Below are 26,852 nucleotides of genomic sequence, written 5' to 3'. Positions count from 1 at the left end.
CGATCCTCTGTTTCCATCACCAAGTCGTGAGGGGGAGGATCGTTCCCATGAAGGAAATGGTGAATTGAAAGGGTTTTTGGAGATTTGGGGCCGAAAATTAACCTGAAGGTCAAAAATTCAGGCGGCGCTGTTGGCTGCGTGGATGCCAAAGGCCATGCGGGCGGCGTTGAGCGTATATTCATATTCTTCGCTGCCCGGCACGAGATCATGCCAGTTCTTGTGCGATATTGCAGCGAAACTGTCCTGCCAAATCTTGCAGGCTACCAGTTGTATTTCGGTTTCCTTGGGCGCGCGCTGCGCTTCCAGGCAGTCGCGCAAGATGGCGTGAAAAACGGCGCCCCGCAAAGGTGGGTGGGTCATGGACATCCTCTCCTGGCAACTGATTCTTTGTCCAGATTGCCGTAAGGGAAAGTTGCACAGCGGCGAAAGCGCGTCAACCATAGCCCAAAATTTCCATGCTGAACTCCAAGACTTTTAACCTGTTTAAATAAAGAATGTCTGGCTTTTACTTTACGAACACTTCCGTCCCATAAGTAAGTCGTTGATCGCGAAGGCCGGTCTCCTGCCAACGACCAGCCTTCGCCTTCAACTGTCAGAAGAGGAACTTGACGCCGCCGCGCACCGTTCGCGGTTCGACGACGCGGCTCAGCCGTCCTTCGACCGGCTCCGCATCGGCGGCGGGGATGTAGGATTCGTAATAATAGGCGATGTCCTTGTCCCGGCTGCCCAGGATATTGAGCAGTTCGGCATAGATCTGCACCCGCTTCCCCTTCCAGGCGGCGCGGGCATTGACGACAGTGCTGCCGGGATCGCGCACGCTATTATCCTCGATCAGGGGAGAGGGCCCGAGATGGCGGACGCGGATGCTGGCTTCCCATGGATCGAGGACGATAGCCGCCCCGGCGGACGCTGCGTTCCTGAAGGCGTTGGGGATATGATCGCCATTGGTGTAGCGGCTGTGGCTGGCGGTGTAATTGCCGTCGAAGGCAAGCCAGGGGAGTGGCCGCCAGAAGGCGACAAGCTCATAGCCATGGCGGCGGCTGGCTCCGCTGGGTTCGACCGCGTTGGAATCGCCGACGAAGCGCAACTCGCTGCCGACGTTCAGCCACCAATAGGTTGCGGTGAAGGTGAAGCCGGGAAGCTGAAGGCGGCCGCCCAGTTCCTTGCCGGTGCCGCGCACGAGCATGGGAACAGGCGTGTCCACATTGACCGCGCCGCGCGCATCGTTGGAATGGAAGCCCCGGCCCCAATTGGCATAGAGTTCGACCTGCGGGGTAATTGCCCATGCGGCCGACGCCTTGGGAGAGACGAGCGTGTCCGAGCCGCTGCCTTCACCCAACGCGGCGGCGACGGCGTCCCGGCTGCGGACATCATAATGATAATAGTCGCCGCGCACCCCGCCGGTGATGCGCAGGCCGGGAAGGGGCGTGACGGTCGCTTCGCCATAAAGCGCGGCCGAGCCTTGGTTGACGCGATAGCGCCCAAGCGAGGAGAGGAAAGCGCGCCCTGCGGTTCGGTTGACGCCGACATTGCCGATCGCGTCATAACGGTTTTCCGTGCCGAGCTTCAGTTGCAGCGCTGGATCGGCATCCCAGCGCTTTTCGCCCGTGAGGCCGAGAACCCAGCGGCGGTCGAATTGCTGTATCTGCGCGCTGGTGCCGTCGGGGTCGGTGTAAGTGGGGTTCGAGAACATCGTCCAGTCGTAGAACTGGGCATAAAGATTGGCGCGCCATGTCGGCTGAATGGTGGCGAGATTGCCGATAATGCGGGTGGTTTCACCGCGCGCGGACGGATCGGGCGAACAGAAGACATCGGGGCAGAGCGGCGTGCCTACGATGCGCTCGGGAATTTGCTCGGTCGGGCGCCATGTCGCGCGATAGGCGTGAAGCGTGGCGTCGATCTTCCCGGCCCCTGTGGGGAGCGTATATTTGGCGAAGCCCGCATAATGGCGCAGATGTTCAGGCTCCTGCCATGGCCCGTCATAGGCCTTGGCCTGCGCGACCAGGGTGAGATGGCCCGCGCCCGCCTTTACGGTCCCGCCCGACGCCAGCCTGCGCCAGCCGAAGGAGCCGCCCTCCGCCGCGACCCATGGCCGGTCATAGCCGTCGATCGTGGTCATATAGGCCGCGCCCGCAAGCGCGAAGTCGCCGCCATCGGCGCGATAGGGACCTTTGCGAAAATCCTCACGCGCGATGATTTCCGGGATGAGCCCGTTGAGGTCGAGATAGCCCTGGCCGTGGCCATGGCTGCGGAAGTTCATCTGAACCCCGTCGATATAGGTGGTGAAGTCCGACCCATGGTCGAGGTTGAAACCGCGCAGGAAATATTGATTGGCCTTGCCGCTGCCCGAATGCTGGGCCGCGACCATGCCCGGCACGGCTTCGAGCAGTTCGGCGACGCGCAGCAGCGGGCGGACGAGAAGGTCAGCGCCGCCGACGCTGCCTTCGCTCGCCGCATGGGCGGTGCCGATCTTGTCCTCGCCCCGGCCGAAGACGATGATGGCGCTGGCGTCTTCGCCCGCGTCGGCCGCTTCGGCGGCAAAGGCTGGCAGGGGGAGGAGAGTGGCGGTCAGCGCCCAGGCGGCGCGGTGGAAATGATCGGGAAGTTTCACATCATGCACTCCGGGCGTCTGGCGACATCCGGCAAGAGACCTGTCGTCAGGCGACGACCGGCGCACGCCGACGGCCGGACGCCCCCAAGGCGGCCGCCAGCGTCACCGAAGCGGCCTCTTGCCGCTCATTCGTCGCTCAGACGGAGTTCACCGTGCCGCGGCCATCCCCTGGACCAAGGCAAGAGCGACCAGACGCTGGCAGGTATCCTGGCTCGCGGGTCATCGCTTGATGCACGGCCTTCCCAGGCCTCGCAGGATTTAGCGTCCGGCCCAGTGACTTGCCCCAACCTGCCTGTGAGGTGGGGCGATGTGCATCGCGCTCGCCGCTTACAGTTGCAGGGACAGCCCTGGCTTGGGGAGGCGGATGCCTTCCTTACCATGTTCCCTTTTAAGCCTCTTTCGAGGCACCGGCGCGATCATGCCCGGGGGTTGCCCGGGTGAGGGGGCGATAGCGGAGGTGGGGGTGTGGGGCAAGGGGGGGTGGTGGGGATTGCTCCCTCTCCCCTTTAGGGGAGAGGGGTGGGGAGAGGGGGGCGGCGCTGGTTGCTTTACAGTCCCCTCTCCCGCCTTCGCTTCGCTCGGCACCCTCTCCCCTGAAGGGGAGAGGGGAATGGTGGTGCTGGGCCTTCGCGCCAAGATCAGTTCAGGGTCGTGCCTCGTTCTCGCTGGAGGCGGAGGGCCATGGCCTGGTAGCGGACGGCGCGTTCATTGTGGAGGGCGATGGTTGCCTGGTCGGCGCCGCGTAGGCGGGCTTCCCTGGCTTGCCGCGCTTCCTGGGCGGCGCAGGCGGAAAAATGTGACGCGTCATTGGGGCGCATGGCCCATATCCTCTCTCAAGTTTCTTATGGCTCGAACGATAACATCGGCCTTTCCCGCTGCCATTACGCAGGTTAACGCCGGAAAGCTTCTATTTTTTGACAGGAGCCTGGCGAATTTTCGCATAATGGAATTTTGGCTTTTCAGCGGGTTGAGCGGGAGCCCGCCTGCCTTTTTCTATCAACCGCCCCTGTTCCACGGCGCGGCGCGGAAGCTTTCGCGCAAGAATGCGATGAAGGTGTCCACGGCGGCAGGGCGGCCCGCCGCGCGGGGGTGGACGGCGTGGACGGCGAGGTCGGCGGGGCCTTCCCAAGGTTCAAGGACGCGGACGAGGCGTCCGTCCGCGATCAGATCGCCCACGTCCCAGAGCGAGCGCAGGGCGATGCCGACGCCGGTCAGGGCGAGTTCGCGCACGATTTCGCTGCTGTTGGTGCGGACATGGCTTTGGCCGTCGATCAGCTTGCGCGCGCGCCCGTTGACCAATCGCCATGGCAATTGTCCTTCGGCGGCGAGCAGACGGTGGCGGGAGAGGTCAGCTATCCCTTCCGGCGTGCCGTGGGCGGCGAGATAGGCGGGGTTCGCGCAGAGGATGCGGCGGTTGGCGGCGAGATGATGCCCCTCCAGATGGGCGGGAATGTCGCTGGTGATGCGGATCGCAAGGTCGATCCGTTCAGCGAGCAGGTCTTCATAGGCGTCGGACAGGTTGAGTTGGAGGTCGACGCGCGGATGCTGTTCCAGGAATCGGCCGACATGGGGGGCGACATGGAGGCGGCCGAAGGAGGTGGGGGCGGAGATGCGCAGCGGGCCTGACGCGGTGCGGTGGCGATTGGTGACGCGCTCTTCCGCGTGGGCAATGGCGTCGAGGATGGCGACGAGATCGCGGTGAAGGCTGGCGCCCTCTTCCGTCAGGGCGAGGCGGCGCGTGGTGCGATGGATGAGGCGGACGCCGAGGCGGGCTTCGAGGCGAGAGAGGCGTTTCGACATCATCGCGGGCGAGATGTTGAGCATGCGGCCAGCGGCTGAGAGGCTGCCTGCTTCCACCGCGCGGGCGAAGAGAAGATAGTCGGGGTCCATCGATGATCTTTTCCTGTGAGGAACAGATGCTTTGAACCTTTATCATCTAGTGCGAGGATGGCGGCGGGTCTATAGATTTTGGCCATAGTTTTTCGTGATGGAGAGTTGCCGATGGACGGTATGATCGAGAAATCGGGCCTGATGGTGGCCGCCGAACTGGCGCGCTTTATCGATGAGGATGTGCTGCCGGGGACGGGGATCGTGGCGGATGCGTTCTGGCGAGGCGCTGCTGCGATCTTCGCGCGGTTCGCGCCGCGCAATGCGGCTTTGCTGGAGAAGCGTGATGCTCTTCAGGCGCAGATCGATGCCTGGCACGGGGAGCATGCGGGGCGGCCTTTCGATGCGGAGGCCTATCGGGCTTTCCTGACGGAGATCGGCTATCTGGTGCCGGAGCCTGCGCCCTTTTCCATCGGGTCGGGCCGGGTGGATGCGGAGCTTGCGAGCTTGGCGGGGCCGCAGTTGGTGGTGCCGATCCTGAATGCGCGGTTCCTGTTGAACGCGGCCAATGCGCGGTGGGGAAGCCTGTATGATGCGCTTTATGGGACGGACGCGATCCCGGGCGTGGCGGCGGGCAAGGGCCATGATCCGGCGCGGGGCGCGCAGGTGATTGCCTGGGCCAAGGCGTTTCTGGACCGGGCGGTTCCGCTGACGGAGGGAAGCTGGGCGGAGTGGACCGGGGGCGAGCCGGTGTTGCGGGATGCTTCGCAACTCGCAGGACGGGCAGGGGATAATATCCTGCTGCGCAATCATGGGCTGCATATCGAACTGGTGATCGATGCGGGGCATCCGATCGGGCGGGATGACCCGGCGCATTTGGCCGATGTCGTGCTGGAGTCGGCTTTGTCGACCATCTGCGACCTGGAGGATTCGGTCGCGGCGGTGGATGCGGGGGACAAGGTGGCGGCCTATGCCAACTGGCTGGGGCTGATGAAGGGCGACCTGGAGGAGAGCTTCGAGAAGAATGGCGCGATGATGACGCGGCGGCTGAATGGCGACCGGTCCTATGTTGCGCCTGATGGAAGTGGGTTCACGCTGCCGGGGCGGTCATTGCTGTTCGTGCGCAATGTCGGGCATTTGATGACGACGCCTGCGGTTCGCTTGGCGGATGGGACGGAGGCTCCGGAAGGGATTTTGGATGGGATCGTCACCAGCCTGATCGCCTTGCACGACATTCGGCGCGGCGGGCGCTTCGTCAACAGCCGGGCGGGCAGCATCTATATCGTGAAGCCCAAGATGCATGGGCCGGAGGAGGTCGCCTTCACCAATGATCTGTTCGATGCGATCGAGGATTTGCTGGGGCTGGAGCGGCATCAGCTGAAAGTCGGGGTGATGGATGAGGAGCGGCGGACTTCGGCCAACCTTGCCGCCTGCATCCATGCGGTGCGGGACCGGATCGTCTTCATCAATACTGGCTTCCTGGATCGCACGGGCGACGAGATCCATACGTCGATGCGGGCGGGGCCTATGATCCGCAAGGGCGACATGAAGGGCGCGGCGTGGATCCAGGCCTATGAGGATCGCAATGTGCAGATCGGACTGGCTTGCGGGCTGTCGGGCCGGGCGCAGATCGGCAAGGGCATGTGGGCGGCTCCGGATCGGATGGCGGACATGCTGGACCAGAAGGTCGGGCATCCGATGACGGGGGCGAATACGGCTTGGGTGCCTTCGCCGACTGCCGCGACCTTGCACGCTACGCATTATCACGCCGTCGATGTTTTTGCCCGGCAGGAGGAGCGGAAGGCGGAGGCGGTGGCTTCGCTCGATGCGCTGCTGACGATACCGCTGGCGGCGGGGGTGAACTGGTCGGCGCAGGATGTTCGGGACGAGCTGGACAATAATGCGCAGGGGATACTGGGCTATGTCGTGCGCTGGGTGGATCAGGGCGTAGGGTGCTCGAAGGTGCCGGATATCCATGACGTGGGGCTGATGGAGGATCGGGCGACGTTGCGGATTTCTTCGCAGCATATCGCCAATTGGCTGCTGCATGGCGTGTGTTCGGCCGAGGAGGTGGACGCGGCGCTGCGGCGGATGGCGGTCAAGGTGGATGCGCAGAATGCGGGCGACCCGCTCTACCAGCCGATGAGCGGGCGGGAGGAGGAGAGCATCGCCTTCCAGGCGGCGCGGGCGCTGGTGTTTGAGGGGGTGGCGCAGCCTAATGGTTATACCGAACCGCTGCTGCATGCCTATCGGGTGAGGGTGAAGGGGTAGGATGTTCGTTCTACTTCGCCGTCATGCTGAACTTGTTTCAGCATCCATTTCTCCCCACGAGCGGAAGGCGTGTAGAGGCACAATGGATCCTGAAACGAGTTCAGGATGACGGTTTTGGCTAGGGTCGCTTACCCCAACAGGACATAGGCGGCGCCAGCTGCGGCTGAGCAGAGGAGGACGGGGAGGACTCCGGCCTTGAAGCGCAGGACGGCGATCAGGGCTGCCGTTGAAAGCGCCACGGCTGGAAGGTTGATCGAGGCGAGGACGGGCACGTCGAGCGATCCGGTGGGCGTCGGCACGGCGTGGACCTTGGCGAAGAGGGTGTGGATCGCGAACCAGAGGGCGAGGTTCAGGATCACGCCCACTACCGCCGCGGTGATCGCGGTCAGGGCCGAGGATAGCGCGCGGTTGCCGCGCAGGCGTTCGATGAAGGGCGCGCCTGCGAAGATCCAGAGGAAGCAAGGGACGAAGGTCACCCAGGTGGTGAGGATCGCGCCGAGCGTGGCGGCGACGAGCGGCGGCAGCATCCCGGCGTCGCGGAAAGCGGCGAGGAAGCCGACGAATTGCGTCACCATGATCAGCGGGCCGGGCGTTGTTTCCGCCATGCCGAGGCCGTCGAGCATCTCGCCGGGGCGGAGCCAGCCAAAGGTGCCGACCGCTTCCTGCGCGACATAGGCGAGGACTGCGTAGGCGCCGCCGAAGGTGACGACCGCCATCTGGCTGAAGAAGCTGGCGATGCGGGCGAAGACATCGTCGGGGCCGAGCGCGAGGAAGAGGGCGAGGACGGGGGCGAGCCAGAGCACCAGGAGCACCGTCGAGATCTGGAGCGACCAGCGCAGGTTCGGGCGGGCATGATCGGGAAGGGCTTCGCCGAGCGCTGTGTCGCGATCGTGGATGACGTTGCCGGACGCGGGACCATGGCCGCCGCCGCCCTTGAACTGGGCGATACCGCTGCGGCTGCCGAGATAGCCGATGAGGCCCGCGGCAAGGACGATCAGCGGGAAAGGTGCATCGAGGAAGAAGATGGCGACGAAGGCGGCGGCGGCGATGCCGCGCATGACGTTGTTCTTGAGCGCGCGGGAGCCGACGCGGACGACGGCTTGCACCACGACGGCGAGGACGGCGGCCTTCAGGCCGAAGAAGAGCCCTTCGACGAGCGGGACTTTGCCGAGAAGGACATAGATATAGCTCAGGCCCAGGATGGCGAGGAAGCCGGGGAGAACGAAGAGGATGCCTGCGATCAGGCCGCCTTTCGTCCTGTGGAGCAGCCAGCCGATGTAGATGGCGAGCTGCTGCGCCTCCGGGCCGGGGAGCAGCATGCAATAATTGAGGGCGTGGAGGAAACGCTCCTCCCCGATCCACTTTTTTTCCTCGACAAGGATGCGGTGCATCACCGCGATCTGGCCTGCGGGACCGCCGAAGCTCAAGGCCGCGATCTTTGCCCATATGCGGGTGGCTTCGCCAAGCGGGATGCCGTGATCGGGCAAGGGCGTGGCGGCGGCGGAGAGGGTCGAGGCGTTGCTGCTCATCGATCGGTCTTTCGATTGCTGAAAAAGGCGTGGAACTGGTTGAGGGCGTCGCTGGCGAGGGCGATGCGCTGAAGATCATCGTCGGTGGAGGCGCAGACGCCCGAAAGCATCGCGCCGAGACCAGCGGTTTCGGGACGCGCGAACTTGCCGTCGGCTATGTCGAGTTCGTGGATAATCTCGCCGATGGCTTGCAGGGCGGGTTCGTCGGTCAGGTTCGCGCGCAGCAGCAGGGTTTCGAAGCTGCACCGGTCGGCTTCATGGGTGAATTCCGCGTCGGCCATGTCGAAGCGCAGCTCGCCGGGCTCCGGATCATGGGAGCGGCTGTCGACGAAACGGAACCGGGCATGGGGGTCGATGAAGCGCTGGATAAGCCAGGCGCAGGCGATGCGATCGACATGGACGCCGCTGCGCGTGACCCAAATGCGGTTGGTGAGGATCGCCGGGGCTTCGGCCGGTTCGGTGCGGGTGACGTCCGGATGCTGGTATCGGCGGCGGTCAAGTTCGGTGAGCGCCGCTTCGGCTTCCTGGCGGCCGTGCGCGCCGAAAAAGTCGATGCGGCTGATGTCTTCGAGGCGCTTCTGGAGCTTGGCGATGTCTGCGGCAGTGGCGGGGCCGGTTTCGAGCAGGCGGCGCGCGGATTGGGCGAGGTCGTCATAATCGGCATCGCGGGCGGTGTCGAAAAGGGCGCGGACTTCGGCGTCGGATTGGCCGATGAGGAGGCGGATTTCCGTGAGGATGGCTTCGCCGCCGCCGGTGGTGATTTCATCCAGTAGGGTGCGGAAGGCGGCTTCGGACGCGTCCGAATGAGGGAGGACATGGACGGCATTTTTGAGCGGAACCGCGCCTATCGATTGGAGGCGGCGCCAGATTTTCACGCGCAGATAGGGTGGCTTGGCCGGGAGCTGATGGAGGAGGGCTAGCCAGGAGTTCATGATGCAGGTGTATCATATGAATTGTATGTGGGAAATAGCTATATCATTCAGCGGTGATATGCTTCTGTCTGGTTCCCGTCAGGGGACAAGTTGCATTGTTCAGTTCGCGCCTCTGCGCGAACAATTTTTGCACGCGGAGACGCGGAGGCGCGGAGAGTTGTGGGGAAAGGGTAAGGCTTTGAACAGGCGTGGCCTTGCAACTGAGCTGGGGTTTGATTGTTACGCTGCGCGGGCCTGTAAGCCTCCGCGTCTCCGCGTCTCCGCGCCTCCGCGTGAACCAAAGGGGATGGCTCATGCTTGCGCAGGAGCGCGCTGCGTCAGCGTTTAAGCTGTTCGATCAGGGCTCTGGCCGCGCTTGTCACATCTGACCAGGTTTCGTCGAAGCCTTCATCTTCGCCATAATAGGGGTCGGTGACGCTGGTGCCTTCGCGGCCGGGGACGAGATCCATGAGGAGGCGGAGGTGGGCGGTGCCGTCCGAGGGGCGGATGCGGCGGAGGTTTTTGAGGTTTTCCGCGTCGAGGGCGAAGATATGGTCGAAGCGGTGGAAATCGTCCGGCGTGACCTGGCGGCCGCGATAGGTGGATATGTCGATGCCGTTGCGCAGGGCGACGGCCTGGGCGCGCTTGTCCGGCGGGCAGTCTACGTGCCAGTCGCCGGTGCCTGCTGAATCGACCTCGACATGAAGGCGCGCCTTTTCCGCTTCGGCGCGCAGGGCGGCTTCGGCAAGGGGCGAGCGGCAGATATTGCCGAGGCAGACGAAGAGGACAGAGACGCTCATCCTTCGGCTGCCGCTGTCGAGAGGCCGAGGTGCGGCACGCCGATCGAGCGGCGGCCGCCGAAGTCGGTGCGGGCGACGATAACGCCGATCTTTTCCATATAGTCGATGAGGCGGCGGACGCGGCCCGGCGAACTGGTGCCATAGGCGCGGGCGAGGGCGGCATCGTCGGGGCAGGGCAGGCCCTGCATCGCGGCGCGGGCGATGAGGAGGAAGGGAGCGAGCATGTCTTCGGGCAGGGGCTGCGCGGCCTTCATCGCGTCGTCCCAGCGCGGGTCGGCAGCGTCGAACATGCCTGCCTGCGCCATGGCGAAGCGCTTGCGGAAGGCGGCGAGGTCGAGCGGAGGTGTGCGCAGACCCTTCATCCGGCAACGGACGCCGAAATCCTGATAGAGGGTGGCTACGCTGGGCTGCGCATCCCCCAGGTCGGCGACGATTTCTTCCAGCACGGCGATGACCACGGGTTCATTCTGGCCGAAGTCGAGTTCGGGAGCGGCAGGTTTGGCAAGGGGTGCGGCGGCGAGGGCGCGCATCAGTTCTTCGGCGGGGAGCGGTGGGGGTTCGGCGCGCGGTGGCGGAGGGGGCAGTGTGTCTTCGTCGCCTGCGCTGGCGAAGAGCAGCTCCTGCATATTTTCAGTCGCGGCTGCGGGGGGCGGCATCAGCTTGTGGGTGCCGCCGCGCGTGCTGGTCTTTACCGTGCCGATCTTCACGGCGACCGGGCGGCGGCAGATGGCGGGGCCAAGCGCGAGGAAGCGGCCCCGCTCCAGGTCGCGTATCTGTTCGGCCTGGCGGCGCTCCATGCCGAGCAGGTCAGCCGCGCGGGCCATGTCGATGTCGAGGAAGGTGCGGCCCATGAGGAAGTTGGACGCTTCGGCGGCGACATTCTTTGCGAGCTTGGCAAGGCGCTGGGTGGCGATGACGCCCGCAAGGCCACGCTTGCGGCCACGGCACATGAGGTTGGTCATGGCGGCGAGGGAAAGGCGGCGGGCTTCGTCGGAGACGTCACCGGCGGCGACGGGGGCGAACATCTGGGCTTCGTCCACCACGACGAGGGCGGGATACCAATGGTCGCGCGGGGCGTCGAACAGGGTGGAGAGGAAGGTGGCGGCGCATTTCATTTGCGCTTCGAGTTCGAGGCTTTCGAGGCTGAGGACCACCGACGCGCGATGTTCGCGAATGCGCGCGGCCATCTTGACGATTTCGCGTTCATTATAGTCGCCCGCGTCGATGACGACATGGCCATATTCGTCGGCCAACGTGACGAAGTCGCCTTCGGGATCGATCACGACCTGCTGGACGAGGGCGGCGCTTTCTTCCAGCAGGCGGCGGAGGAGGTGCGACTTGCCGGAACCCGAATTGCCTTGGACGAGCAAGCGGGTGGCGAGCAATTCCTCTACGTCGATCGGAACGGGGTTGCCGTTGCCGTCGGTTCCTATGCTGATGGTGGCGGTCACATCTGTCCTTTGGCCCAGGCGGTGGGATTCGCGCAAGGGTGGTATCTGGGAACTTCCTTTCTCCCGTTCGGGCTGAGCTTGTCGAAGCCCCTACTTTCTCTTCTTCAAAGGACAGAAAAGCCCTTCGACAGGCTCAGGGCGAACGGGGATAGGTAGGATGCACAGGGCGAGAGCGGATTTCCTTGACCCGGCGATTGTTGCGGCGCAGCATCGATTTCATGGCGACTCTTTCCTCTCCTCCTCCGCCGGTTACGCAAAATCCGGACATTCGTTACCTTGGCCGTCTGCTCGGCGACGTGATCCGGGCCTATGGCGGGGATCGGCTTTACCGGCAGACGGAATATATCCGCTCCGCGTCGGTCGACCGGGCGCGGGGGCTGCACGGCGCGGATGTGGTGGATACCGGGCTGGAGGCGTTGAGCCTGGACGACACGCTGTCCTTCGTGCGCGGGTTCATGCTGTTTTCGATGCTCGCCAATCTGGCGGAGGATCGGCAGGGGGTGGCGGCCGATCCGGACGCGGATGTGGCTTCGGCGATCGAGCGACTGGAGGCGCATGGGATCGGGCGGGACGCGGTGCTGGCGCTGCTTAACCATTCGCTGATCGTGCCGGTGCTGACCGCCCACCCAACCGAAGTGCGGCGCAAGAGCATGATCGATCATAAGAACCGCATCGCCGACTTGATGATGTTGAAGGATGCGGGGCGCGACGAGACCGAGGACGGGGAGAATCTGGACGAGGCGATCGCGCGGCAGATCGCGCTGTTATGGCAGACGCGGCCTTTGCGGCGGCAGAAGCTGTTCGTGCAGGATGAGATCGACAATGTCCTGACCTATTTCCGGGACGTGTTCCTGCCGGTGCTGCCTGCGCTTTATGCGCGGTGGGAGCGGGTGCTGGGGGTGCGGCCTCCCAGTTTCCTGCGGGTGGGGAACTGGATCGGCGGGGACCGGGACGGCAATCCGTTCGTGCAGGCGCCCCAGTTGCGGTCGGCGCTCGGGCGTGGGTGCGAGGCGGCGATCGCTTATTATCTGGAGGCGGTGCACGCCCTGGGGGCGGAGCTGTCGCTATCCACCGAGCTGGCGCATGTCCCGGAGGCAGTGCTGGACTTGGCGGAGGCGAGCGGGGACAACTCGCCCAGCCGCGGGGACGAGCCCTATCGGCGCGCGCTGTCGGGGATTTATGCGCGGCTGGCGGCGACCTATCGGGAATTGGTGGGCAAAGAGCCGCCCCGTCCTTCGCGGTTGTCGGGAGAGCCCTATGCGCAGCCGGGGGATTTGCGGCGCGATCTGGTGACGGTGGCGCAGGGGCTGGCGAGCGAGGGCGACGGCGCGCTGGCGACGGGCGGGGCGCTGGGGCGGCTGATCCGGGCGGTCGAGACGTTCGGGTTCCACCTCGCGACGCTCGACATGCGGCAGAATAGCGATGTGCATGAGCGCGTGGTTGCTGAAATGCTGAAGGTCGCGGGGGTTGAGGCGGATTATGCCGCGCTGGATGAGGAGGCGCGGGTTGCTCTGCTGCGGGCGGAGTTGGCGAGCAATCGGCCGCTGGGTTCGCGCTTTTCGGAATATTCGGAGGAGACCGCGTCCGAACTGGCGATCGTGCAGGCGGCGGCGGAGGCACATGAGACTTACGGGGCTGCGTGCATCAGCCACTATATCATCTCCAAGGCGGAGAGCGTTTCGGACCTGCTGGAGGTCAACCTGCTGCTGAAGGAGGCGGGCTTGTGGCGCGCGGGGAAGGATGGCGGACCGGCGCGAGCGGCGATCATGGCGGTGCCGCTGTTCGAGACGATCGCGGATCTGGAGGCGGCGCCCATGATCATGGCGGCCTATTTCGGCCTGCCCGAGATTGCGGGGGTGGTGCGCGAGCGGGGTCATCAGGAAGTGATGATCGGCTATTCCGACAGCAACAAGGATGGCGGCTATATCACGTCGACCTGGGGGCTGTATCAGGCGAGCAAGGCGCTGGCGCCGGTGTTCGAGGATGCGGGCACGGCGATGCAGCTGTTCCACGGCCGGGGCGGCGCGGTGGGGCGTGGCGGGGGTTCCTCCTTCGCGGCGATCCAGGCGCAGCCGCGCGGTACGGTGCAGGGGCGCATCCGCATCACCGAACAGGGTGAGGTGATCGCGGCGAAGTTCGGCACGCGCGACGTGGCTATGACCAATCTGGAGGCGATGACGAGCGCCACGCTGCTCGCGAGCCTGGAGCCGGAGGGGATTTCGGATCGGGACGCAGCGCGCTTTGCCGGGGCGATGGACGAACTGTCCAGGACCGCCTTCGCCGCTTATCGCGACCTTGTCTACGGGACGGAGGGGTTCAAGGAATTCTTCCGGCAGCTGACGCCGATTCAGGAGATTTCCGGCCTGAAGATCGGGTCACGGCCCGCCAGCCGAACCAAGAGCACGCGGATCGAGGATTTGCGCGCCATTCCATGGGTGTTCAGCTGGTCGCAGGCGCGGGTGATGCTGCCCGGCTGGTACGGCATGGGACAGGCGTTCGAGGCGTTCGAGGACAAGGCGCTGCTGGCCGATATGGCGCAGAGCTGGTCCTTCCTCAAATCCGCGCTCGCCAATCTGGAGATGGTGCTGGCGAAGTCGGATCTGGGGATCGCGGCGCATTATCTGCCGCTGGTCGAGGATCAGGCGGTGGGCGGCGCGATATTCGAGCGCATCCGGGAAGGATGGCAGCTGACCCATGACGGGCTGCTGGCGGCGACGGGCCAGTCGCGGCTGTTGGAGAAGAATCCGAAGCTGGATGAATCGATCCGGTTGCGGCTGCCCTATATCGAGCCGCTGAACCTGTTGCAGGTGGAACTGATGAAGCGCCATCGCGGTGGGGAGGATGATCCGCGCATCAAGGAAGGGATCGAACTGTCGATCAACGCCATCGCCACGGCGCTGCGCAACAGCGGCTAGAGGGTGAATCCGGGACGGCTAGCAGTCCAATGCCGCCCCGAACCCCTGGCGCTCCCCGTGAAGGAGGGCGCGAGCCGGAGAGCCGGGCGACAAAAGCAACCTGGCCAAATTCAGAAAAAAGCTAATCCAGCCAAGAAGATGAAGGCCGGATGAACGTCGATGGCCCATGCGGTGAGCAGAGTCGATGTTTTCATTCACAACCAATTCAACCGGGACGCGTTATCCTGCCTGTATTGGAGAAAAGGAGAGAGGCAATGACGTGGTCCGGACGAAGGTTTCTGGCTGCGATCAGCCTTGCCGGTGCGGTGGCACTGGGCGGCTGCGCCTATGACGATGGATATTATGGCGGTGTGAGCGTCGGGTTAGGCTATTATGGCGGTGGCTATTATGACGATTATTATGGCCCCGCTTATTATGGTTCAGGCTATTACGGCCCCGGCTATGGCTGGTACGGCGATTATTATTATCCGGGCAGCGGCTACTATGTCTACGACCGGGGTGGACGCCGTCACCGCTGGAACAACGACCAGCGGCGCTATTGGGAAGGTCGGCGCAACGAGCGTGGCGACCATTGGCGCGGCAGTCTGGCCCGGCCGGAAGAAGGCCGCCTTTATCGCGATGGCCGCCGGGTTAGAGATGGCCAATGGCGTGGACGGGACAGGAACAATGCCACGGCTGCTCCTCCGGTCGTTCAGAGCCAGCCGCGCGCGGGTAGCCCACGCGGCAGCTGGAGCGGCGGCCGGTCGAGCGGTGCATCTGGTTCCACGACGACCCGTTCCGATGGAACGCACTGGCGCGGGACGCTGCGTCGCTGATGCGGGCTGGGTGGGGCGCTGCAACGCTGGTCATTTCCCTCTCGCTCGCCGCCTGTGACGGGCGGGAGGAAAGCGCGATCGACAACCTGGCCAACGGTGCCAACGCTGCGCAGGTTGAGAACAGCTTCCGCGCGGAGGCGCGGGAGGTGCTCGAACCGCTGCGGCCGCCCGAGCCGGGTACGCCCGGCGGCTTGCCGCCAGATGCCGCCCCGATCGAGGAAGGGTCGATCGACCCTAAGGGACCGCAGGGCGCCGCCCAGGTCGTGCAGGGCTATTATGCGCTGCTGGAACAGCGGCGTTTCGACGACGCGCAGGACCTTTGGAACGAGAAGGGCGCGATCGGCGCGGAGGATGACGAGGCTTTTGCCCGACGTTTCCGCAACTTTAGCGAAATCCACGCCAATATCGGTGCGCCCGGTGAGATGGAGGGCGCGGCGGGCTCTTCCTATGTGACCGTGCCGGTGCAAGTCTATGGGCGGCTCGCGGTGAATGGGAAGCCTTGGTACAAGCTGCGGCAGGTGACGCTGCGGCGAGTCAATGACGTGCCGGGATCGAGCGAGGCTGACCGGCGGTGGCACATCGAGTCGATCGGACCTTATGTCGCGCCGGTTGAGGGCGAGGCTGGCGATGCCGCCGTCGCGAATGGTTCGGAGTAGTCGGCGCGGGAAGCTTGGCTAGCGGTGTCCGCTTTTCGACTGCGTTCGAAGCGAATGGGATGACGCTAACAGAAGAAAGGGGCTGATCTTTCGATCGGCCCCTTCGCTCTTGTCAGGAAATGGTTGCCTTGACGATCTTGCCGGGGGTGCGGGGCGGTTCGCCCTTCGGCAGGGCGTCGACATGTTCCATGCCGGACGTGACTTCGCCCCAGACGGTGTACTGGCCGTCGAGGAAGGTGGCGTCGTCGAAGCAGATGAAGAACTGGCTGTTGGCGCTGTTCGGGTTTGCTGCGCGGGCCATGGAACAGACGCCGCGGATGTGCGGTTCGCGGCTGAATTCGGCCTTCAGGTCAGGCAGCTTCGACCCGCCCATGCCGGTGCCGGTCGGGTCACCGCCCTGCGCCATGAAGCCGGGGATGACGCGGTGGAAGACGACGCCGTCGTAGAAGCCTTCCTTGGCCAGCTGGGTGATGCGTTCGACATGGCCGGGCGCCAGATCGGGGCGCAGCTTTATGACGACATCGCCGCCGCTGTCGAGGGTGAGGGTGAGCGTTTCGTCGGCCATGGAAATCTCCTCTTTCGGGGGAGTGGGGAAATGTTGGTCCATATAGAGCGTTAGGACCGGGATGGAAGCGCTTCAATCAATGTTTGAGGCATTGCATTTATCCCGATCATGAGCAAAAGCAGCCAAATGTTACAGGAACCGGACAGTAGGGGACGCGATGAGCGAGCGAGCCGATATGGCCGAGCCCCGGCCGGACGAACTGCCTATTGACGACGTAGTCGTTGATGGACGTGCCGCCGAGCAGGCGGAATCCCGTCATGACGAGGATGACCGGCTGAGGCCGGACTTTGTTTCCGCCGTGCTGGACGCGGTGGAGGATGGCGACCGCGATCGGGCGCGCGAACTGGTATCGCCGCTGCACCCGGCGGATATTGCCGACCTTCTGGAACTGACGCCGTCCGAGCGGCGGGGCGAAGTGGCGGCGGCGCTGGGCGATCTGGTCGGCGCGGAAGTGCTGTCCGAGCTTAACGACTATGTGCGCGACGACCTGCTCGATGCGCTGGAGCCGCAGCAGGTCGCGGACTTCGCCGCTGAACTCGATACCGACGACGCCGTTGCGATCATCGAGGATATGGAGGAGGCCGATCAGCAGGCCGTCCTCGATGCGATGGAGCCGGAAGATCGCGCGGCGATCGAAAGCGCGCTCGCTTATCCCGAGGAGTCCGCCGGCCGATTGATGCAGCGCGATCTGGTCGCGGTGCCCGAGCATATGACGGTCGGCCAAGTGATCGACTATCTGCGCGACAATCGCGACCTGACCACGGATTTCTGGGAAATCTTCGTGGTGGACGAGGCGCACAAGCCGATCGGCACCTGCCAGTTGAGCTGGATCCTCACTTGCCCGCGCTCGATCGCCATGGCGGATGTCATGAAGCGCGAGCAGACGCTGATCCCGGTCGACATGGACCAGGAGGAAGTGGCGCTGCGCTTCCAGAAATATGCGCTGATTTCAGCGGCTGTGGTGGATGCCAGCGGGCGGCTGGTCGGCATGATCACGGTCGATGACATCGTCCACATCATTTCCGAGGAAGCGGGCGAGGATATCCTGCGCCTTTCGGGTGCGGGCGAGGGCGACATCAATCAGCCGATATTGGAAACGGTGCGCACGCGCCTGTCCTGGCTGGTGGTCAATCTGGGCACGGCGGTGCTGGCGGCGTCGGTCGTCGGGCTGTTCCAGGCGACGATATCCAAATATGTCGTGCTGGCCGTGCTGATGCCGATCGTGTCGGGCATGGGCGGCAATGCGGGGACGCAGACCATGGCGGTCGCGGTGCGCGCGCTGGCTACCAATCAGCTGACAAGTTCGAATACGATCCGGCAGATCGCGCGGGAGTTTCGCATCGCAAGCGCTAATGGCACGGCGCTCGGGATCATGGTCGGCCTGGCCGTGGGATTGATCTATGGCAATCATGATCTTGGCCTTGTCATTGCCATGGCGATGCTGATCAACAATCTGGTCGCGGGGCTGGCGGGCATATTGGTGCCGGTGACGCTGGACCGGTTCAATGTCGACCCGGCTGTATCATCGGCGGTGTTCGTGACGACGACGACGGACATCATGGGCTTTTTCTCTTTCCTGGGACTGGCGACGATCTGGGGTCTGTGACGGGCTTGACCCTGTGCGTCGAGAGCCCATTTTCTGATCCATGCCCCTTCACATCACAAAGATTGCCTTTGGCAGCGAGAGCCCGGCGACGCTGCGCGCGTGGCTTGAAAGTCATTCCGGCGAGGCACGGCTGACGACCCGCTACCTGCCCAAGCGGGTGGCGGAGATGGCGGGTGGGTCGCTTTACTGGATACATCAGCACAGGCTGGTGGGGCGTAGTCCGTTGATCGGTTTTCAAGAGACCGGGCAGGGGCGCTTCTGGATCAAGCTGGAGCCGCGATTGATCGCGGTGCGCGGGGCGCCCAAGCGCGCGCATCAGGGTTGGCGGTACTTGGAGGAGAAGGATGCGCCGCCTGATCTGGGGTCGGGTGAGGTGGATGATCTGGAGGCGATGCCGCCCGCTATGCTGGGGGAGTTGACGCGATTGGGGTTGGTTTGAGGTTTCGGCCGCCGCCCGCGCTTCCGTCCTAAGCTGCCTTTCCTTGGAGCGCTTTCTGCCGCCGCCTTTGCACCGATGAGCCGATGCCCATCGCCTCGCGATATTTGGCGACGGTGCGGCGCGCGATGTCCATACCCTTGCCGCGGAGCAGGTCGACCAGCGTATCGTCGGACAGGATCGCGTCGGCGGTTTCTGCGGCGATCAGGGCCTTGATGTGGCTCTTCACCGCTTCGGCGGAGACGGCGCCATCGCCGCCTGCTGTCGACACGCCGCTGGTGAAGAAATATTTAAGCTCATAAACGCCGCGCGGGCAGGAGAGATATTTGTTGGAAGTGACGCGGCTGACGGTCGATTCATGCATGCCGATGGCTTCGGCGACCATCTTGAGCGTCAGGGGCTTCAGGTGCGCGACGCCCTGGCGGAAGAAATCTTCCTGGCAGCGGACGATTTCGGTGGCGACCTTGATGATCGTTTTCTGCCGCTGGTCGAGCGCCTTGACCAGCCAATTGGCGCTGGCGAGGCAGTCGGCGAGCCACGCCTTTGACGTGCGATCCTGCGGGCCGGAGGCGAGTTCGACATAATAGCTGCGGTTGATGAGCAGGCGGGGCAAGGTCGCGCTGTTGATCTCGATCGACCAGCCATCGCCTGCGGGCTTCACGAACAGGTCGGGCGTCACCGGGGGTGCGCGGTCGTTGGAATAGCGCAGGCCCGGCTTGGGATCATAGGCGCGCAGCTCGCGGATCATGTCGGCCATATCCTCTTCATCCACGCCGCAGATGCGGCGCAGTTGGGGGAGGGCTCCACGGGCGAGCAGGTCCAGATTGGCGAGCAGCTTCGCCATGCAGGGGTCATAGCGATCCGCCTCCTTGGCCTGAAGCGTCAGGCATTCGGCGAGCGATCGGGCGCCGACGCCGGTGGGGTCGAAGCCGTGGATGATGCTCAGCACCTGTTCCGCCTGGACAAGAGGGACGCCGAGGCCATGGGCGGTTTCGAGGAGGTTGGCCTCCAGATAGCCGGCCTCGTCGATCTGGCCGATGAGTTGGGTCGCGATCAGCAGGTCCATGCCGGAGAGCGCATTGCGCGCTTGATCCATCAAATGTTCCTGAAGGCCGATCTCCGGATTGGCGAAGCTGTCGAAGTCGATCGCTTCGCCGCTGCCTTGGGAAAGATCGTGGCCGCCTGATCCCATGGCGCTGACGGCGCGATCGGACGGGCCATCGTCAATGAAGGTTTCCGTGCCATAATCGACGTCGAGCGGGGCGTCGGTTTCGGCATGCCCTTGCCCGATGAGGGCGTCGATGCCGCCTGCTTCTGGCGCGAGGGCGGGAAGGTCTATCTGCGCGTCTATGCCATCGGCGGGGGGCGCTGGATCGGTCGGGCCGCCTGCCTCCAGCAACGGGTTCTTTTCCAGTTCCGCCGCGACGAAGGCGTCGATTTCGAGATTGGAAAGCGCCAGCAGCTTGATTGCCTGCTGAAGCTGCGGCGTCATCACCAGCGATTGGCTTTGCCGCAGGTCGAGGCGGGGCGCGAGCGACATCAGCCGGTGCCTGTTTCGTCACGCCGGAGAGAGGGGCGCCGCGCGGTCATTTCAGAGCGAGAAATTCTCGCCCAGATAGAGGCGGCGCACCTCGGCATTGGCGACCAGTTCGGTCGGGCTGCCGGTGAAAAGCACCTGGCCGCCATAGATGATGCAGGCGCGGTCCACGATTTCCAGCGTTTCGCGGACGTTGTGGTCAGTGATGAGAACGCCGATGCCGCGCGTCTTCAACTGCTTCACAAGGTCGCGAATGTCGGCGATGGAGAGCGGGTCAATGCCGGCAAAGGGTTCGTCCAGCAGGACGATCGAGGGATTGGCGGCAAGCGCGCGGGCGATTTCGCAGCGGCGGCGTTCACCGCCGGAGAGCGCCATGGCGGACGAATTGGCCAGGCGGGTGAGGCCGAATTCATCGAGCAGCTGTGCAAGGCGGGCTTCGCGCGATGCCTTGTCCGGTTCGGCCAGTTCCAGCACCGCGCTGATATTCTGGGCGACGGTGAGGCCGCGGAAGATCGACGTTTCCTGCGGCAGATAGCCAAGGCCCAGGATCGCGCGGCGGTACATGGGAAGGCCGGTGATGTCCTGACCGTCCAGGATGATGCGGCCATGATCCGGGCGGACGAGGCCCATCACCGAATAGAAACAGGTCGTCTTGCCCGCGCCGTTCGGGCCGAGCAGGCCGACAACCTCACCCTTTCCTACCGTCAGCGAGACATCGGTCAGGACCGTGCGCTTGTCATAGCTTTTGGCGATGGAAATCACCGACAGGCCGTCGCTCGATTCCTGCGCTGCCCTGCGCCTTTCGGCGTCCTGCCTATCCTGAATTACGACATCGTCCATCACTCATCCTTGCTGCGACATGGTTAACGCCACGTAAAATAGCGGCGCGGCCGAGGCAATTGGCAAGCTTTGTGCATGGGATCGCGTCCGGGGCAAGGGGAAAATCGGCGATCCCCGCTGAAAGGCCGTTCAATGCTTGATTTGGCGCGCCACAAGGGTCAGTGCTGCATCAAGTTCGGGATCGAGTTGGAGCAGGGCAAAACTGTCCGCTGCTGTACAATTTGATGCAATAGGATAGGCGAGGAATGAGGATAACAGAAGCCGGTACGGCGGAGGGATGGGCGCGTGCGCTGATCCCGCAGTCCGTGGAATCCTTGATGGAACAGGCCGAAGCCATGACGCTGGCGTCTTTTGGCGCGACCGTCACCTATTCGCGCAAGGTCTTCATCCCGCTGACGCATCTGTGCCGCGACGTCTGCCATTATTGCACCTTTGCCAAGGCGCCGCGCAATGCCGGTTCGCCCTATCTGTCGATCGAGCAAGTGCTGGACATCGCGCGGGCGGGCGAAGCGGCGGGATGCCGGGAGGCGCTGTTCACGCTGGGGGACCGGCCGGAGGACCGTTATGCGGTCGCGCGATCGGCGCTGGCGGGATTGGGGCATGGATCAACGCTGAGCTATCTGCGCGAGGCAGCGGCGGCGGTGCTGGCTGAAACGAGCCTGCTGCCGCATCTGAACCCCGGCATCATGGACGATGATGATCTGGCGATGCTGCGGCCGGTGGCGGCGTCCATGGGACTGATGCTCGAAAGCACGTCCGAGCGGCTGTGCGCCAGGGGCGGACCGCATCATGGCTCGCCCGACAAGGTCCCGGCGGTGCGGCTGGAGGCGATCGAAGCGGCGGGACGGGCGCGGATGCCCTTCACCACCGGCTTGCTGATCGGCATCGGCGAGACGCGGATGGAGCGGATCGAAGCATTGATTGCGATCCGCGATGCTCATGCGCGGCATGGCCATGTCCAGGAAGTCATCATCCAGAATTTCCGGGCCAAGGCGGACACGCGGATGGCAGGGCGTGCCGAGCCGCCGCTGGAGGAGCATCTTTGGACGATCGCTGCCGCCCGGCTGATATTGGGGCCGGAGATGACGATCCAGGCGCCGCCGAACCTCCAACCCGACGGCCTCGCCGGTTTGATGCGGGCGGGGGTCAATGATTGGGGCGGGGTTTCGCCGGTTACGCCGGACCATGTGAATCCCGAAGCCCCCTGGCCGCATCTGATGGCGCTTGGCGCTGCAACGGCGGCGGCCGGGCGCGTGCTGACCGAAAGGCTGGCGGCGGGTCCGCGCTATGCCAAGGAGCCGGAACAGTGGCTGGAGCCTGCAATCGCGCTGAAGGTGCGGCGGGAAGTGGATGCCAGGGGCTTGCCGATCATCGAACGCTGGCGCGCGGGAACGGGTGAGCCGCCGCCATCGCTGCCTGCCGCCGGGGAGACGATGCAGACCGGGCGGATCGAGGCCATATTGGACAGGGCGGCGATGGGGCGCGGCCTTGAGGAAGGAGAAATGGTCGCGCTGTTCGAAGCGGCTGGTTCCGATGTCCGTCGGGTTATGGATGCCGCCGATCGATTGCGGCGCGAAACGGTGGGCGATGCCGTGACCTATGTCGTCAATCGCAACATCAACTATACCAACATTTGCAGCTACCGATGCGGCTTTTGCGCCTTTTCCAAGGGGACGGCGAAGGCCTTGCGCGGGCCTGCCTACCGGCTCGACCTGGAGGAAGTGGGGCGGCGGGCGGCCGAGGCGCAGGCGCGGGGTGCAACCGAAGTGTGCCTGCAAGGCGGCATCCATCCCGATTATGACGGCCATACCTATCTGTCGATCGTGAAGGCTGTGCGGGAGGCTGCGCCGGGTATCCACATCCATGCCTTTTCCCCGTTGGAAATCGCCCATGGCGCTTCGACGCTCGGAATGGAACTGGAGCCCTATCTAACGATGCTGAAGGAAGCGGGGCTGTCCACCCTGCCCGGCACGGCGGCCGAAGTGCTGCATGAGGAGGTGCGCGCGATCATCTGCCCCGACAAGGTTTCGACCGATGAATGGGTGGCGGTGATGCGGGCGGCGCATCGGGTCGGCCTGAAAAGCACGGCAACCATCATGTTCGGGCATGTGGACGACTATCGCCATTGGGCGAGGCATTTGCGCGTGGTGCGCGACCTTCAGGATGAGACCGGCGGCTTTACCGAATTCGTGCCGTTGCCGTTCGTCCATATGGAAGCACCGATATGGCGGAAGGGCAAGGCGCGGTCCGGGCCGAGCTTTCGGGAGGCGATGCTGATGCAGGCGGTGGCGCGGATTGCGCTGCACGGCGCGATTTCGAACATCCAGGCGAGCTGGGTGAAGCTTGGCGAAGAGGGCGTTATTGCGGCGCTAGGCGCGGGCGTGAATGATCTGGGCGGCGTGCTGATGGACGAATCCATCACACGCGCGGCAGGCGGCGCTAACGGCCAATTGTTCGATGTTGATCGCATGCATCGTACAGCAGAGGCGGCCGGGCGCTTTGCCAGGCAGCGCACTACGCTTTACGGGCAGGTGAGGCAGGAGGCGGCGGCCTGATCTGCTTTGCCAAGCCGTGCCGGTGACGATAAGGCGTGGGGATGATTGAGGGAATGGAAGCCAGGCGGCCGATGCGTTTGCGGTCATTATTGTTCGTGCCGGGTGATCGGCCCGAACGGATGCGCAAGGCGCTGAACAGCGGCGCCGATGCCTTGATCCTGGACCTTGAGGATTCAGTGGCGCTCGCTGGCAAGGCGGCGGCTCGCACGGAAATCGGGGCCTTTCTGAAGGAAGCGGCGGATGGCGAAACCCTGCTGTTCGTGCGCGTCAACCCGCTCGACGGCGGTCTTACAGACGCCGATCTGGATGCAGTCGTGCAAGCGGGTCCGGCGGGGATCATGCTGCCCAAGGCGGAAGGTGCCGCGTCGATCAAGGGTTTGGACGAGCGGCTGCGGCAGCGCGGTGATGATCGCGCGCTGATCCTGCCGATCGCGACGGAAACGCCCAAGGCGCTGTTCCGGCTGAGTGAATATGCCGATGTGCCGGAGCGGCTGGCTGGCCTTACCTGGGGCGCGGAGGATCTGCCCGCGGCGGTCGGCGCGCTGACCGCCCGGCATGCCGATGGCAGCTACACGCCGCCCTATGAAATGGCGCGCGCGCTTACCCTGTTCGCCGCAAGCGCGGCAGGGGTGCTGCCGATCGAGACGGTATATCCGGCCATTCGCGATCTGGAGGGGCTCGCCGCTTATGCGCAGCGCGGCGCGCGCGACGGCTTTCTGGGCATGATGGCCGTGCATCCCGATCAGGTGCCGGTGATCAACACGGCCTTCACCCCATCGGAAGAGGAAGTCGCCCGTGCCCAGGCAGTGGTCGATGCATTTGCCGCCAATCCTGGCGCGGGCGTCCTGACGCTGGATGGCAAGATGATCGACCGGCCGCACCTGATAAAGGCGCAGGCGCTGCTCGCCCGCTGTTGAACCACCGCCAGTCAGCTTGACGGCCTATCTCCCATATGGGAGAGGCGGGGCATGGGTTCTCTCTGGGCCGATCAGAACGAGCTGTTCCTGCCGCTGGTGGACGGAATTCATGAAAGCCCGCCTTTTGGCGCTTTCATCCGTAATCTCGTCAGCCGCACCTATGCGCGGCGGGCCTTTCTGATCATTTCACTGGCCAATGCCATGCCGGAACAGGAGCCCACGGTGATCCACATCGCCGCGCCGCGTGCGTCGCAGGAACCGCCCCTCGATTTCCGCCGACTCGAAGCATTGCGTCTGCATCCTTATGGATCGCTGCGTCCAGGGCGCGTCTATGCGCTGGATGAGATGCTCAACTATGATGATGCGGGCGAACTGGCGCGGCAGCGCGAGGCGCTCAATGAGATGAATATTCGCTATGGCCGCTGGTTGCGCGTAGCGGCTGGGGGCGTGGCGGATGCGCATTTCTTGCTGGTGCGCGAACGGGAGGATTTCTCTGCCTCCGCCGTCGCCGTGCTGTCCAGCATCGCCCCGCATTTCGCCGCAGCCTTGCGGACTTTGGTGGCCTTGATCGAGGCGCGATTGCAGGTGGCGATGGCGCAGGGCGCGCTGGCGCGGCTGGGGGTGGCGCAGTTGGCGTTCGATTGGGGTGGCCGGGTGATGGCAGCCGATCCCGCGGCGGAGGCGATGCTGAGCTTCACCATGAAGCCCGGCCCAAGTGCGGAGCGGCGGCTGCAATTACTGCCCGACACCACTCATGCGCTCAACCGGGCTTGCGCGGAAATGGCGTCGGCGCCGCCGGGCGCGACCCGGGTGATCCGCATTGATGAGAGCCGGGATCTGGACCTGCTGCTGCGGAAATCCGATCTGGCGTTGAGCGAACCTTGCGCCTTGCCAGCGGTGATCGGCATCGTGCGGACCCCAAGGCGCGAAGCGGCGCAGGCGGCGGTGGGTACCCTGGCGGCACTGCACGGACTGTCGAGCAGCGAAGCGGCGCTGGCTCATGCATTGAGCCTGGGGGAGAGCATCGTCAGCGCGGGTGAGCAGCTGCGCCTGACCAGCGAAACGGCGCGCAACTATTCCAAGCGAATCTATGAAAAGTCAGGCGCGAAGGGGCAGGCCGACCTGGTCCGGCTGATCCTGACGGGGCTTGCTCCCTTCGCCTGATTAGGCGCAGGGTACGGCGAATTTCCATAGCCTTGAAACAGCAGAAATATCTCCCTTTCCCTGCAAGTTTCGCGGCCTCTTGTCTGGCGCTTTGACGGAAAAGTGGATAAGGGGCCGCCCAACGCTACGCATATCAATTTGGAGGGGCAGGCGACCATGAGCAGTAACAAGGCAGCCCTTGAAGGCATTCGCGTCATCGATATGACCCGCGTTCTCGCAGGGCCCATCGGCGCGCAGATACTGGGCGATCTGGGCGCGGATGTGATCAAGGTGGAACGCCCGGGGGTTGGCGATGATGGACGCGTCTACGGCCTTGCCGAGGTGAAGGGCAAAGACGGGATGAATATCCGCCAGGCGGGCTTTTTCGCGGCGGCGAACCGCAACAAGCGGTCGATCACGCTCAATCATAGCAAGGCTGAAGGCCAGGAAATCCTGCGCAAGCTGGTGCAGGGCGCCGATGTGCTGATCGAAAATTACAAGGTCGGCGATCTCAAGCGCTTCGGGCTGGATTATGAGAGCCTGAAGGCGATCAACCCGCGCCTTATCTATTGTTCGGTGACCGGTTTCGGGCAGACGGGGCCGATGGCGGCGCGGCCTGGCTATGACGGTTTGTTCCAGGCTACCGGCGGGATGATGGCGGTCACCGGAATTCCGGAAGGGCAGCCGGGGGCTGGGCCGCTCAAGGCCGGGCCTAGCCTGGTGGATTTCATCACGGGCCATAATGTGGCTATTTCCATTCTTGCTGCGCTTCAGCATCGTAACCAGACCGGTGAAGGGCAGCATATCGATATTGCCCTTCTGGATAGTTCGGTGGCGATGATCAGCCATATCATGCAGGATTATCTGCTGAGCGGCGTTACCCCGCCTCGGCTTGGCAATGGCGGCAATGGCGGCGGGCCTGCGGACCTTATCCATACCAAGGACGGCATGCTGTACCTGACGGCGGGGGGTGACGAACATTGGCGTCGCCTGACGGTGTTGATGGGGCAGCCTGAACTCTATCAGGACCCGCGGTTCGACGAGAATTACAAGCGGGGCAAGTTGAACCGGCTCGAATTGATGGACATCATCAATGAGTGGAGCCGTGGTTTCACTTCGGAAGAGCTTCAGGCGAAGTTCGATGAGGTGAGCATCCCCGCGGCGCGCTACAATGAGCTGCCAGAAGTGTGGGAAGATCCGCAGGTGCAGCATCGCGGCCTGCGGGTGACGACGCCGCATCCATGGTCAGAGACTGGGACTGTCGACCTGATCGCCAGCCCGCTGGCCAATATGTCGGAATCTCCGGCGACGATCCGCCGTGCGCCGCCGCTGCTTGGCGAACATAGCGCCGAGGTGCTGGGCGAGCTGGGCTATGACGCGGTGCGCATCGACGAATTGCGAGAGATGAAGATCATCTGATCTGCCAGGATCCCGGCGGCTTCCGGCCGCCGGGCGCACTTATCGTGA

General features: G+C 64.2%; 21 protein-coding genes and 1 riboswitch. Of the genes, 10 read left to right on the top strand and 11 right to left on the bottom strand.

Annotation, left to right across the window (positions count from 1 at the left end; all coding sequences use genetic code 11):
- Positions 1-117: 117 nt before the first annotated feature.
- The 4 genes from ACYU8T_RS15060 to ACYU8T_RS15045 form a co-directional block, all read right to left on the bottom strand.
- Positions 118-360, bottom strand: coding sequence for a hypothetical protein (locus ACYU8T_RS15060; protein ID WP_141397879.1), 243 nt, complete (start codon positions 358-360; stop codon positions 118-120).
- Between the two features lie 232 nt (positions 361-592).
- Entirely contained in the window at positions 593-2,551 is a 1,959-nt protein-coding gene (locus ACYU8T_RS15055; RefSeq protein WP_461160399.1) for a TonB-dependent receptor, read from the bottom strand.
- A 240-nt stretch (positions 2,552-2,791) separates the two neighbouring features.
- A riboswitch (cobalamin riboswitch) is annotated at positions 2,792-3,038 on the bottom strand.
- A 211-nt stretch (positions 3,039-3,249) separates the two neighbouring features.
- Complete coding sequence (locus tag ACYU8T_RS15050; RefSeq protein ID WP_097093279.1) at positions 3,250-3,429, bottom strand: hypothetical protein; 180 nt, start codon at positions 3,427-3,429, stop codon at positions 3,250-3,252.
- Between the two features lie 178 nt (positions 3,430-3,607).
- Positions 3,608-4,501, bottom strand: a complete 894-nt coding sequence (locus tag ACYU8T_RS15045; protein ID WP_461160106.1) for a LysR family transcriptional regulator — start codon at positions 4,499-4,501, stop codon at positions 3,608-3,610.
- Positions 4,502-4,612: 111 nt separating this feature from the next.
- Here ACYU8T_RS15045 and ACYU8T_RS15040 point away from each other — a divergent pair, with 111 nt between their 5' ends.
- Positions 4,613-6,709 (top strand): malate synthase G, encoded by a 2,097-nt coding sequence (locus ACYU8T_RS15040; RefSeq protein ID WP_461160105.1) that lies wholly within the window; start codon positions 4,613-4,615, stop codon positions 6,707-6,709.
- Positions 6,710-6,837: 128 nt separating this feature from the next.
- Here the strand turns inward: ACYU8T_RS15040 and chrA are convergent, their stop codons facing one another.
- The 4 genes from chrA to ACYU8T_RS15020 form a co-directional block, all read right to left on the bottom strand.
- On the bottom strand, positions 6,838-8,238 hold the full coding sequence (gene chrA / locus ACYU8T_RS15035; RefSeq protein ID WP_461160104.1) for a chromate efflux transporter: 1,401 nt from the start codon (positions 8,236-8,238) through the stop codon (positions 6,838-6,840).
- Positions 8,235-9,170 carry a chromate resistance protein ChrB domain-containing protein gene (locus ACYU8T_RS15030; protein WP_461160103.1) on the bottom strand — a complete coding sequence of 312 codons (936 nt, stop codon included), beginning with the start codon at positions 9,168-9,170 and terminating at the stop codon, positions 8,235-8,237. Before ACYU8T_RS15030 ends, chrA begins: the two co-directional genes overlap by 4 nt.
- Before the next feature lie 317 nt (positions 9,171-9,487).
- Positions 9,488-9,949, bottom strand: coding sequence for a low molecular weight protein-tyrosine-phosphatase (locus ACYU8T_RS15025; RefSeq protein ID WP_461160102.1), 462 nt, complete (start codon positions 9,947-9,949; stop codon positions 9,488-9,490).
- On the bottom strand, positions 9,946-11,400 hold the full coding sequence (locus ACYU8T_RS15020) for a helicase HerA domain-containing protein (protein WP_097093285.1): 1,455 nt from the start codon (positions 11,398-11,400) through the stop codon (positions 9,946-9,948). Before ACYU8T_RS15020 ends, ACYU8T_RS15025 begins: the two co-directional genes overlap by 4 nt.
- A gap of 218 nt (positions 11,401-11,618) precedes the next feature.
- On the opposite strand from ACYU8T_RS15020, the gene ppc reads away from it, so the two are divergent.
- From ppc to ACYU8T_RS15005, 3 genes are all read left to right on the top strand, one after another.
- On the top strand, positions 11,619-14,315 hold the full coding sequence (gene ppc, locus ACYU8T_RS15015; RefSeq protein WP_461160101.1) for a phosphoenolpyruvate carboxylase: 2,697 nt from the start codon (positions 11,619-11,621) through the stop codon (positions 14,313-14,315).
- Between the two features lie 254 nt (positions 14,316-14,569).
- Positions 14,570-15,130 (top strand): hypothetical protein, encoded by a 561-nt coding sequence (locus tag ACYU8T_RS15010; protein ID WP_461160100.1) that lies wholly within the window; start codon positions 14,570-14,572, stop codon positions 15,128-15,130.
- Positions 15,130-15,786, top strand: a complete 657-nt coding sequence (locus tag ACYU8T_RS15005) for a hypothetical protein (protein WP_247233840.1) — start codon at positions 15,130-15,132, stop codon at positions 15,784-15,786. Before ACYU8T_RS15010 ends, ACYU8T_RS15005 begins: the two co-directional genes overlap by 1 nt.
- A 112-nt stretch (positions 15,787-15,898) precedes the next feature.
- On the opposite strand, the gene ACYU8T_RS15000 is transcribed toward ACYU8T_RS15005, so the two are convergent.
- Entirely contained in the window at positions 15,899-16,351 is a 453-nt protein-coding gene (locus ACYU8T_RS15000) for a peptidylprolyl isomerase (protein WP_247233838.1), read from the bottom strand.
- A 157-nt stretch (positions 16,352-16,508) separates the two neighbouring features.
- Here ACYU8T_RS15000 and mgtE point away from each other — a divergent pair, with 157 nt between their 5' ends.
- Positions 16,509-17,957 (top strand): magnesium transporter, encoded by a 1,449-nt coding sequence (gene mgtE / locus ACYU8T_RS14995; protein ID WP_247233836.1) that lies wholly within the window; start codon positions 16,509-16,511, stop codon positions 17,955-17,957.
- 40 nt (positions 17,958-17,997) lie between these two features.
- Positions 17,998-18,396 (top strand): DUF1489 family protein, encoded by a 399-nt coding sequence (locus ACYU8T_RS14990; protein WP_097093289.1) that lies wholly within the window; start codon positions 17,998-18,000, stop codon positions 18,394-18,396.
- 28 nt (positions 18,397-18,424) lie between these two features.
- On the opposite strand, the gene rpoN is transcribed toward ACYU8T_RS14990, so the two are convergent.
- On the bottom strand, positions 18,425-19,933 hold the full coding sequence (gene rpoN / locus ACYU8T_RS14985; protein ID WP_461160099.1) for an RNA polymerase factor sigma-54: 1,509 nt from the start codon (positions 19,931-19,933) through the stop codon (positions 18,425-18,427).
- A 51-nt stretch (positions 19,934-19,984) separates the two neighbouring features.
- Entirely contained in the window at positions 19,985-20,770 is a 786-nt protein-coding gene (gene lptB / locus ACYU8T_RS14980; RefSeq protein WP_201516397.1) for an LPS export ABC transporter ATP-binding protein, read from the bottom strand.
- A 245-nt stretch (positions 20,771-21,015) separates the two neighbouring features.
- Between lptB and cofH the strand changes: the two genes are divergently transcribed.
- From cofH to ACYU8T_RS14960, 4 genes are all read left to right on the top strand, one after another.
- Positions 21,016-23,325, top strand: a complete 2,310-nt coding sequence (gene cofH, locus ACYU8T_RS14975; RefSeq protein WP_461160098.1) for a 5-amino-6-(D-ribitylamino)uracil--L-tyrosine 4-hydroxyphenyl transferase CofH — start codon at positions 21,016-21,018, stop codon at positions 23,323-23,325.
- 71 nt (positions 23,326-23,396) lie between these two features.
- Positions 23,397-24,242, top strand: a complete 846-nt coding sequence (locus ACYU8T_RS14970; protein WP_461160398.1) for an HpcH/HpaI aldolase/citrate lyase family protein — start codon at positions 23,397-23,399, stop codon at positions 24,240-24,242.
- Between the two features lie 51 nt (positions 24,243-24,293).
- Entirely contained in the window at positions 24,294-25,406 is a 1,113-nt protein-coding gene (locus ACYU8T_RS14965) for a helix-turn-helix transcriptional regulator (RefSeq protein ID WP_461160097.1), read from the top strand.
- A 156-nt stretch (positions 25,407-25,562) separates the two neighbouring features.
- Positions 25,563-26,804 carry a CaiB/BaiF CoA transferase family protein gene (locus ACYU8T_RS14960; protein WP_461160096.1) on the top strand — a complete coding sequence of 414 codons (1,242 nt, stop codon included), beginning with the start codon at positions 25,563-25,565 and terminating at the stop codon, positions 26,802-26,804.
- Positions 26,805-26,852 lie beyond the last annotated feature (48 nt).

The sequence above is a fragment of the Sphingobium sp. TomMM35A genome (assembly GCF_054771735.1).
This window is presented reverse-complemented; position numbering and strand designations above follow the sequence as displayed.

What these genes read in the sequence shown, in the direction of transcription:
- ACYU8T_RS15010 (WP_461160100.1), top strand. Translation starts at nt 14,570, where the DNA reads ATGACGTGGTCCGGACGAAGGTTTCTGGCTGCGATCAGCCTTGCCGGT.
- ACYU8T_RS15040 (WP_461160105.1), top strand. Translation starts at nt 4,613, where the DNA reads ATGGACGGTATGATCGAGAAATCGGGCCTGATGGTGGCCGCCGAACTG.
- rpoN (WP_461160099.1), bottom strand. Translation starts at nt 19,933, where the DNA reads ATGTCGCTCGCGCCCCGCCTCGACCTGCGGCAAAGCCAATCGCTGGTG.
- mgtE (WP_247233836.1), top strand. Translation starts at nt 16,509, where the DNA reads ATGAGCGAGCGAGCCGATATGGCCGAGCCCCGGCCGGACGAACTGCCT.
- ACYU8T_RS14965 (WP_461160097.1), top strand. Translation starts at nt 24,294, where the DNA reads ATGGGTTCTCTCTGGGCCGATCAGAACGAGCTGTTCCTGCCGCTGGTG.
- ACYU8T_RS14970 (WP_461160398.1), top strand. Translation starts at nt 23,397, where the DNA reads ATGCGTTTGCGGTCATTATTGTTCGTGCCGGGTGATCGGCCCGAACGG.
- ACYU8T_RS15045 (WP_461160106.1), bottom strand. Translation starts at nt 4,501, where the DNA reads ATGGACCCCGACTATCTTCTCTTCGCCCGCGCGGTGGAAGCAGGCAGC.
- ACYU8T_RS14990 (WP_097093289.1), top strand. Translation starts at nt 17,998, where the DNA reads ATGCCCCTTCACATCACAAAGATTGCCTTTGGCAGCGAGAGCCCGGCG.
- ppc (WP_461160101.1), top strand. Translation starts at nt 11,619, where the DNA reads ATGGCGACTCTTTCCTCTCCTCCTCCGCCGGTTACGCAAAATCCGGAC.
- chrA (WP_461160104.1), bottom strand. Translation starts at nt 8,238, where the DNA reads ATGAGCAGCAACGCCTCGACCCTCTCCGCCGCCGCCACGCCCTTGCCC.
- ACYU8T_RS15025 (WP_461160102.1), bottom strand. Translation starts at nt 9,949, where the DNA reads ATGAGCGTCTCTGTCCTCTTCGTCTGCCTCGGCAATATCTGCCGCTCG.
- ACYU8T_RS15050 (WP_097093279.1), bottom strand. Translation starts at nt 3,429, where the DNA reads ATGCGCCCCAATGACGCGTCACATTTTTCCGCCTGCGCCGCCCAGGAA.
- cofH (WP_461160098.1), top strand. Translation starts at nt 21,016, where the DNA reads ATGAGGATAACAGAAGCCGGTACGGCGGAGGGATGGGCGCGTGCGCTG.
- ACYU8T_RS15000 (WP_247233838.1), bottom strand. Translation starts at nt 16,351, where the DNA reads ATGGCCGACGAAACGCTCACCCTCACCCTCGACAGCGGCGGCGATGTC.
- ACYU8T_RS14960 (WP_461160096.1), top strand. Translation starts at nt 25,563, where the DNA reads ATGAGCAGTAACAAGGCAGCCCTTGAAGGCATTCGCGTCATCGATATG.
- lptB (WP_201516397.1), bottom strand. Translation starts at nt 20,770, where the DNA reads ATGGACGATGTCGTAATTCAGGATAGGCAGGACGCCGAAAGGCGCAGG.
- ACYU8T_RS15005 (WP_247233840.1), top strand. Translation starts at nt 15,130, where the DNA reads ATGCGGGCTGGGTGGGGCGCTGCAACGCTGGTCATTTCCCTCTCGCTC.
- ACYU8T_RS15030 (WP_461160103.1), bottom strand. Translation starts at nt 9,170, where the DNA reads ATGAACTCCTGGCTAGCCCTCCTCCATCAGCTCCCGGCCAAGCCACCC.
- ACYU8T_RS15060 (WP_141397879.1), bottom strand. Translation starts at nt 360, where the DNA reads ATGACCCACCCACCTTTGCGGGGCGCCGTTTTTCACGCCATCTTGCGC.